Genomic DNA, 410 nt, shown 5'->3' with positions numbered 1-410 from the left:
CTCTTGCCGGCATGCGCCAACGCGTTGCGCATGAAGTGGACGCGGCAGCGCTGCCAGCTGGCATTGAGCACCTTGGCCACGGTGGCCTTGATGCCTTCGTGGGCGTCGGAGACGACCAGCTTGACGCCACGCTGGCCGCGGCGAGCGAGCTTGCGCAGGAACGCCGTCCAGAACGTCTCGGCTTCGGAGGGACCAATATCCATGCCGAGAACTTCACGCCGGCCGTCACTGTTGACGCCGACCGCAACAATCACCGCGACGGAGACGATGCGGCCATTCTGGCGCACCTTCACGTAGGTGGCGTCGATCCACAGATACGGCCAGTCGCCCTCGATCGGGCGGGCGAGAAAGGCCTTCACCTTGTCGTCGATCTCGGCGCAGAGCCGGCTGACCTGGCTCTTGGAGATGCC

At 65.4% G+C, this 410-nt stretch carries 1 protein-coding gene; it reads right to left on the bottom strand.

Annotated elements, in window-relative coordinates; genetic code table 11:
• Positions 1-410: IS256 family transposase (locus tag AC0L2O_RS36415; RefSeq protein ID WP_473373151.1), on the bottom strand; the 410-nt coding region annotated here is incomplete at both ends.

The sequence above is a fragment of the Bradyrhizobium sp. Kon10 genome (assembly GCF_055807395.1).
The sequence above is the reverse complement of the archived record's forward strand: the minus strand, read 5'-3'. Positions and strand labels throughout refer to the sequence as shown.